The organism is Alcanivorax sp. HI0083, assembly GCF_001635175.1.
In genome coordinates, this window is record NZ_LWFX01000892.1 from 1 (window position 1) to 8,857 (window position 8,857).

Below are 8,857 nucleotides of genomic sequence, written 5' to 3' on the forward strand. Positions count from 1 at the left end.
GGTGAGATTAACACCGTGCAGGGTAACCGGAACTGGGCACTGGCTCGGGAAAACAAGTTCGAGAATGAGTTGCTGCCGGGCCTGGAAGAACTGAGCCCGCTGGTTAACCGCACCGGTTCGGATTCTTCCAGCATGGATAACATGCTGGAAATTCTGCTGGCCGGGGGCATGGACCTGTTCCGTGCCGTGCGCATGATGATTCCGCCTGCCTGGCAGAACGTGGAAACCATGGATGCGGATCTGCGTGCCTTCTACGAATATAACTCCATGCACATGGAGCCCTGGGATGGCCCTGCCGGCCTGGTAATGACGGACGGCCGTTACGCTGTCTGTATGCTCGACCGCAACGGTCTGCGCCCGGCCCGCTGGGTGGTTACCAAGAATGGCTTTATTACCCTGGCCTCGGAAATCGGCGTTTACAGCTACAAGCCGGAAGACGTGGTGGCCAAGGGCCGTGTTGGGCCAGGCCAGATTCTGGCTATCGACACCGAAACCGGCGAGGTGCTGCACACCAAGGACATCGATAACCGTCTGAAAGTGCGTCACCCCTACCGTGACTGGCTGAAAAGCAACGCGCTGCGCATCGAAGCGGACTACGACCACGAAGTGGGGCGTACCGATGAGGTGGACCCGCAGGATCTGCTCAGCTACCAGAAATTCTTCCAGATCAGCTTTGAAGAGCGTGATCAGGTGCTGCGCCCGTTGGCAGAATCCGGCCAGGAAGCCACCGGCTCCATGGGCGATGATACGCCTATGGCGGTACTCTCCCGTCGCGAGCGTTCCCTGTTCGACTACTTCCGCCAGCAGTTTGCCCAGGTCACCAACCCGCCCATCGATCCGCTGCGCGAAGCCATCGTAATGAGCCTGGAAACCTGTGTGGGCGCCGAGCGTAATGTGTTCGAAGAGACTGCGGACCATGCCGACCGGGCGATTCTTTCTACCCCGGTGCTGTCGCACTCCAAGTTCACCAACCTGATCAACATCGAGCGTCCGGGTTATCAGACGGCCAAGCTGAGCCTGCACTATGACGCCGAGATCGGCCTCAAGCAGGCGGTGCTGGATCTGTGTCAGCAAGCGGAAACGGCGGTACGCGATGGCAATGTGATTTTGGTGCTGAGTGACCATGGCATTGCCCAGGACAAGCTCACCATCCATGCCTTGATGGCTACGGGGGCGGTGCATCATTACCTGACCGAACAAGGTCTGCGCTCCGACGCCAACATCATCGTGGAAACCGCCACGGTGCGTGATTCCCATCACTTTGCTGTGCTGTTCGGTTTCGGTGCCACCGCAGTGTATCCGTATCTGGCCTATGACGTGATCGCTGACATGGTGCGTTCCGGCGAATTGCTGGGCGATGCGGTGGAGCTGCAAAAGAACTTCCGTAAAGGCATCAACAAGGGCCTGATGAAGATTCTCTCCAAGATGGGGATCTCCACCATTACCTCCTACCGGGGTGCCCAGCTGTTTGAAGCCATCGGCATCAACAGCGAAGTGGTAGAGTTGTGTTTCCGAGGTGTTCCCAGCCGGATTCAAGGTGCGGGCTTCGAGGATTTCCAGGAAGACCAGCAAAACCTGGCCAAGGATGCCTGGAAGCAACGCAAGCCCATCGATGCGGGCGGCATCCTCAAGTATATCCACGGCAAGGAATATCACGCCTTCAATCCGGACGTGATCTACGCCCTGCACCGCGCCACCCAGGACAGCGACTACGACGCGTACAAAGAGTACGCCGAGCTGGTTAACAAGCGTCCGGTGGCGACCCTGCGTGATCTGTTTGCCCTGCGCGATGACGTGGACGCCATCGACGTGGATCAAGTGGAGCCGCTGGAAAATATCCTGCTGCGCTTCGATTCCGCTGGTATGTCTCTGGGGGCGTTGAGCCCGGAAGCCCACGAAGCCATTGCCACGGCAATGAACCGTCTGGGTGGCCGTTCCAATTCAGGCGAGGGCGGGGAAGACCCGGCCCGTTATGGCACCGAGCGTGTGTCCAAGATCAAGCAGATCGCCTCTGGCCGTTTCGGTGTGACCCCGCATTATCTGGTCAACGCCGAAGTGCTGCAGATCAAGGTGGCTCAGGGCGCCAAGCCCGGTGAAGGTGGCCAGCTGCCCGGTGGCAAGGTGAATGCGCTGATTGCGCGCCTGCGCCATTCCGTGCCCGGTGTTACTCTGATTTCACCGCCGCCGCACCATGACATCTACTCCATTGAGGATCTGTCCCAGCTGATCTTTGATCTCAAGCAGGTCAACCCGGATGCGCAGGTGTCTGTGAAGCTGGTGTCCGAACCCGGTGTCGGTACGGTGGCGTCCGGTGTCGCGAAAGCCTACGCGGATCTGATCACTATTTCCGGTTACGACGGTGGCACCGCGGCGAGCCCGCTGACCTCCATCCGCTACGCCGGTTCCCCCTGGGAGCTGGGCCTGGCGGAAGCGCATCAGGCGCTGCGGGGTAACGACCTGCGCGACAAGATTCGCCTGCAGACAGACGGCGGTCTGAAGACCGGCCTGGACGTGATCAAGGCGGCGATTCTGGGGGCCGAGTCCTTCGGTTTCGGTACCGTGCCGATGATCGTGCTGGGCTGTAAGTACCTGCGGATCTGTCACCTGAACAACTGCGCTACCGGTGTGGCTACCCAGCGTGAAGATCTGCGCAAGGAGCACTTCATTGGTGCGCCGGAACTGCTGATCAACTACTTCACCTTTGTGGCTCAGGAAGTGCGTGAATTGCTGGCGCTGCTGGGTGTGAAGAGCATCCCCGAGCTGATCGGCCGTACCGACCTGCTGAAAGTGCTGGAAGGCGAAACCGCGCGCCAGGGCAAGCTGGACCTGACCCCGATTCTGCGCAATGACCTGGTGCCGGCAGACAAGCCCACCCATTGTCAGGTGACCCGCAACGAGCCGTTCGACAAGGCTGTGCTGAGCCAGAAGATGGTGGCTGACATGGGCACCGCCATCGAGAGTAAATCTGGTGGCTCGTTCCATTACGAGATCACCAACTGTGATCGCTCCGTGGGCGCCCGTGTGTCCGGTGAGATTGCCAAGCAGCACGGCAATCTGGGCATGGAGACCGCGCCGATCAAGGTTCGCTTTACCGGTACCGCCGGGCAGAGCTTCGGTGTGTTCAACGCCGGCGGCCTGCATATGTATATTGAAGGCGACGCCAACGACTACGTGGGCAAAGGCATGGCCGGCGGCAAGCTGGTGATTCGTCCGCCCAATGGCAGCCCGTTCAAGAGCCAGGAAACCGCCATCATCGGCAATACCTGCCTCTACGGTGCCACCGGCGGCAAGCTGTACGCTGCCGGCACCGCGGGCGAGCGTTTCGGGGTGCGTAACTCCGGGGCACACGCCATCGTGGAAGGCGCTGGCGATCACTGCTGCGAATACATGACCGGTGGCTCCATCACCGTGCTGGGCCGCACTGGCCACAACTTTGGTGCGGGCATGACCGGCGGTTTCGCCTTCGTTCTGGACGAAGACAATGATTTCTTCGACCGCATCAACCCGGAGCTGATCGAATTGCATCGCATCAGTTCCGAAGCCACCGAGTCTCACCGCAGTCACCTGCGCGGCGTAATCGCAGATTACGTGGAAGAGACTGGTAGCGAATGGGGCCAGTACATTCTGGACAACTTTGATGCCATGAGCCGCAAGTTCTGGCTGGTTAAGCCCAAGGCCGCAAGCCTGGAAAACCTGCTGCAGAGCACGCGCGCCAATCCGGCATAACGGGGGATACCATGGCTGAACGTTTGAGCAATAATTTCCAGTTTCTCGACGTGCCCCGGCACGATCCGAAGAAAAAGGACATTGAAGACCGCAAACACAAGTACGAAGAAATTTACTACCCGTTTGAAACCCGGGAAGTAGAGCATCAGGCACACCGCTGCCTGCATTGCGGTAACCCGTACTGTGAATGGAAGTGTCCGGTCCATAACTACATTCCCAACTGGTTGAAGCTGATCAGCGAAGGCAACCTGTTGGAAGCGGTGGAGCTGAGTCACCAGACCAACTCCCTGCCGGAAGTCTGTGGCCGGGTATGTCCTCAGGATCGTCTGTGTGAAGGGGCTTGTACCCTGAACGACGGTTTTGGTGCAGTGACCATTGGTGCCACCGAGAAGTACATCACCGATACGGCGCTGGCCATGGGCTGGCGCCCAGACATGTCCAAGGTGGTGTGGACCGACAAGAAAGTGGCGGTGATCGGTGCAGGCCCTGCCGGCATTGGCTGTGCTGATGTGCTGGTACGTAGCGGTGTGAAGCCGGTAGTGTTCGACCGCTATGAAGAAATTGGCGGCCTGCTCACCTTCGGCATTCCCGAGTTCAAGCTGGAAAAACCGGTCATGGCCAAGCGCCGTGAAGTGTTTGAAGGCATGGGTGTGGAATTCCGCCTGGGCGTAGAAGTGGGCAAGGATATCACCATCGATGAGCTGCTCGACGAATACGATGCGGTCTTCATGGGTATGGGTACTTATACCTACATGAAAGGCGGCTTCCCGGGTGAAGAGCTGGACGGCGTGTTTGAAGCGCTGCCGTTCCTGATTTCCAATGCCAACCGTAACCTGGGCTTTGAAAAAGACGAAGCCGACTTCATCAATATGCAGGGCAAGCGTGTGGTGGTGCTGGGTGGTGGTGATACCGCCATGGACTGCAACCGCACCTCTATCCGCCAGCAGGCGGAAAGTGTCAGCTGTGCCTACCGTCGTGATGAAGAAAACATGCCGGGTTCGCGCAAGGAAGTGGCCAATGCCAAGGAAGAGGGCGTGCAATTCCTGTTCAATCGTCAGCCCATTGAAGTGGTGGGTGAAGATGGCAAGGTTGTTGGCGTCAAGGTAGTGGAAACCCGGCTGGGTGAGGCGGATAACAATGGTCGCCGCCGCCCTGAGCCGATCCCGGGCAGTGAAGAAATTCTGCCGGCGGATGCGGTGATCGTGGCGTTCGGCTTCCGCCCCAGCCCGGCGGACTGGTTTGATGCGAAGAGCATCAACACCGATGATTCCGGCCGCGTTATGGCGATCGAGGAGCAGGCATTCCCGTTCCAGACCAGCAATGAGAAGATCTTTGCCGGTGGTGACATGGTGCGTGGTTCCGACTTGGTGGTGACGGCCATCTGGGAAGGCCGTGAAGCGGCCAAAGGGATCCTTGATTACCTGGATGTTTAATCACGCCTAAGGCTGGACGCCTGACGTCAGACGCTTTAAAACAGTAGTGCCAGAAATGTTGCGGCTCCGCAGAGACTCTTTGCGGAGCCGCAATGCTATCAGAAGCGGGTTGAGCGTCCGGCCTCAGGCATAGGGCGTCCCGCCAGGATTTAGGACTGACAATGACTTTCGCTCCCCTGCAAAACGATCGCTTCCTCCGTGCCTTGAACCGTGAGTCGGTAGACCGCACCCCCATCTGGATGATGCGCCAGGCGGGTCGCTATCTGCCGGAATACCGGGCTGCCCGTGAACATGCCGGGTCCTTCATGGATCTGTGCAGGAATGCGGATCTGGCCTGTGAAGTGACGCTGCAGCCGCTGGAGCGTTACCCGCTGGACGCGGCGATCCTGTTCTCCGACATCCTGACCATCCCCGATGCCATGGGGCTGGGTTTGTACTTCGAAACCGGGGAAGGGCCGAAATTCAGGAAGGTGGTGCGCACTGAGGCGGATGTGGCCGCCTTGCCGATTCCCGATGCGGAAACCGATCTGGGTTACGTGATGAAGGCGGTGAGCACCATTCGTGGAGCCCTGAACGGCCGCGTTCCTCTGATCGGCTTTTCCGGTAGCCCCTGGACGCTGGCCACCTACATGGTGGAAGGCGGCTCCAGCAAGGATTTCCGCCATCTCAAGGCCATGGTCTACAGTCAGCCTGACGTGGCCCATGCCCTGCTGAACAAGCTGGCCCAGTCAGTGACGTCTTACCTGAACGCGCAAATTCGTCATGGCGCCCAGGTTGTACAGATTTTTGATACCTGGGGCGGAGCGCTGTCGGCAGAAGCCTATAAAGAATTCTCCCTGCGTTACATGCAGCAGATTGTGGACGGCCTGATCCGTGACAACGAGGGCCGGAAGGTGCCCGTTATCCTGTTTACCAAGAACGGCGGCTTGTGGCTCGAATCCATGGCGGCCACCGGCTGTGATGCACTGGGGCTGGACTGGACTATCAATATTGGAGACGCGCGTCGGCGCGTGGGGGACAAGGTCGCCCTGCAGGGCAACATGGATCCGGCCGTGCTTTACGCGTCGCCTGAGGCGATCCGGGCTGAAGTAAAACGTATCCTCGATGATTTTGGTGATCATCCCGGGCATATTTTTAATCTGGGGCATGGTATTACACCGCAGGTGGATCCGGAGCACGCCAGGGTCTTTATTGAGGCGGTGGTGGAGTTGAGCCAGAAATAGAAACGCTGGATGCCAGACGCATGACGGCGGACGCTAAAAACAAAAATAGCGCGTCGCCATGCTGGTGCTGCTTCGGGGTTGCTTGGTCTTGCTAGACAGGTTTGTAAGGGAAGCAAAGGGGGGAAGGGATGCGTATTGTTATTGCGGCTATGTTACTGGTGCTGGGGGCGCCGGTCATGGCCATGTCACTGGCCCTGGCCAAGGTGGAACGGGCCGGGCAGGGAGAAACCGAGCAGCAAGTCTGTGGTCGTGCCCTACAGTTGATGACTGAAGAGCTTCACGTCAGCCTGCTCAGTGTGATCGCGGCCACCGATGAATATCGGCAGCGCCAGCAGGCCTACAAGAAACAGGACAGGCCGGAATCATTGCTCCGGGACGCTTACCTGAGCCAGCTGCAAAGCGAGACGCCGTCCCTGCAGGGGCAACGCTGGACGGGCAGTCGCTGCTCCCTGCGCGCCCGCTACGAAGGGGACATCGATGCCCTTGCCCGGCGTGTCGCCATTCCTGAAACCCCGGCATCACCCAGTGAACCCAGGGATGCGCCGCCGCCTGGGATTGACCCGAAAACCTGGGAGTTATTCAGCAGCAGCCGGGATCGTTCCGAACTGGCCCAGACCTTCAGCACGGTCAATGCCTTGCGCATGCATATGACGGAATACTATCTGTCCGGTGGCACCTGGCCAGACAGCCTGACGGATATGGGGGTGGCCCAGGAGCAGGTGACCGGCAAACGCATAAAGCGGGCGTATCTACTGGATGGTGGCATGTTGAAACTGGAGCTGGCGGGCCGTCTGGATGGCCATCAGCTAACCACCTGGCCGGTGGAAGGGGGCATGCAGCGTATTGAGTGGGAGTGCTCTACCACGGTGAACCTGGGGCCGCAGGGGTTTTGTACCTACGCTGAGTGAGCTACGAGCTACGAGCTACGAGCTACGAGCTACGAGCTACGAGCTACGAGCTACGAGCTACGAGCTACGAGCTACGAGCTACGAGCTACGAGCTACGAGCTACGAGCTACGAAAATGGAGAGGGGTGGCCGGAAAAGTTCCCTGGATTTTCCTTTCCAACTTTTCACTTTGAACTTTCAACTGATCTTTCGCGGGCAAGACGATCACAGTGTGGTACCATCCCAGCCCGCGTTGCCGCTTGAAGCTTGTCGCTCGCCGCTTTTAACTGCCGATCTTTCTCAGCTGATAGACGTTGTGGGTAATGGCAACCACTTCGCCATTGGCATCCTTGATTTCCACATCCCATTCGAAATCACATTTTCCTGTTTCTTCGGTGGTGCTCTCGATGCGGGAGATTTCCTCTTCGCTGAGGGTGACTTCCACGGTGACGTCGGTGGTGGCCGGGCGGCGGAAGCGAATCGACATATCCTTGACGATGGGATAGAAGCGTTTGGTGTCGAATGAAGTCAGGTAGATGGTGCCACCAGGCAGCTCGGCAATGGTGTAGAGCGCACCAGCGTACATGATGCCAACGTGGTTAAGATTGGGCTTGAGTGGCATCAGCATCTTGCAGTAGCCGCGCTCCACTTCCAGTGTCTGCACTTCGCAGCGTTCCACAAACGGAAAGGTCTTGTCGCTGGCTGTTTTGATAATGGTTTTCTGTTCTTCGCTCAGGGCCATGCTGTTATCTCCTCAGTTGCCGGTGATGCTAGCAAAGCCGCTGAGGATGCCCACAAACCGTTTTGTTCAGCACGTTGATGAAAATGGTCAGGGGTAAGGCAAAATCAGTTTTGCAGGAGCGCGTCCGTCTTGGCAGCGCAGATAAAATCGTTGCGGTGCAGCCCCTGAATCTTGTGGGTCCACCAGGTGACGGTGACCTTGCCGTATTCGGTAAGAATGGCGGGGTGGTGGCCTTCCTGTTCCGCCAGATCGCCGACCCGATGGGTGAAATCCAGTGCCTGGACGAAGTTCTTGAAGCTGAAGTGCCGTTGCAGTTTCTCGACGCCGTCTTCTTCCACCAGCATCCAGTCGGGTACTTGCGGATGGAGTTCTTTGCGGTCCTGGTCACTGACCAGGGGAGAATCGGCGCGGCAGGCCTCGCATTGTTGTGTGTTGAGGGTGCTCATGGCAATCAATCCAATCTGGCTAGTGGATGACAGACTCGCTTGTTCTGATTGTCAGTGATCCACCAGCCATTATCAATTCAGCCCTGTGCGGGTTCGCACAAACGCACCGGGTCACCGTTGGTGCCGCCGGGGGCCATCTTTTTCAGAATGCGCCGCAGCTTTTCCATGTCGGTGTCGTCACGCACCCGGCCGGGAATTTCCATCCCGTCGGCCAGATTAAGCAGCACGGCCTTCATTTTTTCCGGCATCAACACCGGCTGGCGATGTTGCAGTACGTAGATCAGGTCGCCACGCTTGAACAGCATAAAGCCGTAGTAGTAGGTGCCGCTTTCCACCTCATCATCCTTCACCTTGGCCGCATCGACATTGATGCCGATGATGGCGAACAGCGCCTTCGGGTC

At 58.4% G+C, this 8,857-nt stretch carries 6 protein-coding genes and 1 pseudogene; 4 read left to right on the plus strand and 3 right to left on the minus strand.

Annotated elements, in window-relative coordinates; genetic code table 11:
• From gltB to A3754_RS08565, 4 genes are all read left to right on the plus strand, one after another.
• The coding region (gene gltB / locus A3754_RS08550; RefSeq protein ID WP_063519326.1) for a glutamate synthase large subunit at positions 1 to 3,726 on the plus strand (3,726 nt) is incomplete at its 5' end.
• Positions 3,727 to 3,737: 11 nt separating this feature from the next.
• Positions 3,738 to 5,159 carry an FAD-dependent oxidoreductase gene (locus A3754_RS08555; RefSeq protein ID WP_063519327.1) on the plus strand — a complete coding sequence of 474 codons (1,422 nt, stop codon included), beginning with the start codon at positions 3,738 to 3,740 and terminating at the stop codon, positions 5,157 to 5,159.
• Between the two features lie 161 nt (positions 5,160 to 5,320).
• Positions 5,321 to 6,382: a uroporphyrinogen decarboxylase gene (hemE, locus tag A3754_RS08560; RefSeq protein WP_063519328.1), complete on the plus strand. Its 1,062-nt coding sequence runs from the start codon at positions 5,321 to 5,323 to the stop codon at positions 6,380 to 6,382.
• 128 nt (positions 6,383 to 6,510) lie between these two features.
• Positions 6,511 to 7,290 (plus strand): pilin, encoded by a 780-nt coding sequence (locus tag A3754_RS08565; RefSeq protein ID WP_063519329.1) that lies wholly within the window; start codon positions 6,511 to 6,513, stop codon positions 7,288 to 7,290.
• 261 nt (positions 7,291 to 7,551) lie between these two features.
• Here the strand turns inward: A3754_RS08565 and A3754_RS08570 are convergent, their stop codons facing one another.
• The 3 genes and pseudogenes from A3754_RS08570 to A3754_RS27585 form a co-directional block, all read right to left on the minus strand.
• Positions 7,552 to 8,010 carry a YiiD C-terminal domain-containing protein gene (locus A3754_RS08570; RefSeq protein WP_063519330.1) on the minus strand — a complete coding sequence of 153 codons (459 nt, stop codon included), beginning with the start codon at positions 8,008 to 8,010 and terminating at the stop codon, positions 7,552 to 7,554.
• 104 nt (positions 8,011 to 8,114) lie between these two features.
• Positions 8,115 to 8,456 (minus strand): 4a-hydroxytetrahydrobiopterin dehydratase, encoded by a 342-nt coding sequence (locus tag A3754_RS08575; RefSeq protein ID WP_063519331.1) that lies wholly within the window; start codon positions 8,454 to 8,456, stop codon positions 8,115 to 8,117.
• A 77-nt stretch (positions 8,457 to 8,533) separates the two neighbouring features.
• Positions 8,534 to 8,857: pseudogene (locus A3754_RS27585) on the minus strand (hypothetical protein); the annotation flags it as partial.

Bases quoted from the DNA above. Each gene is read 5' to 3' on its own strand.
- A3754_RS08565 (WP_063519329.1), top strand. From the start codon at position 6,511: ATGCGTATTGTTATTGCGGCTATGTTACTGGTGCTGGGGGCGCCGGTC.
- A3754_RS08570 (WP_063519330.1), bottom strand. From the start codon at position 8,010: ATGGCCCTGAGCGAAGAACAGAAAACCATTATCAAAACAGCCAGCGAC.
- hemE (WP_063519328.1), top strand. From the start codon at position 5,321: ATGACTTTCGCTCCCCTGCAAAACGATCGCTTCCTCCGTGCCTTGAAC.
- A3754_RS08555 (WP_063519327.1), top strand. From the start codon at position 3,738: ATGGCTGAACGTTTGAGCAATAATTTCCAGTTTCTCGACGTGCCCCGG.
- A3754_RS08575 (WP_063519331.1), bottom strand. From the start codon at position 8,456: ATGAGCACCCTCAACACACAACAATGCGAGGCCTGCCGCGCCGATTCT.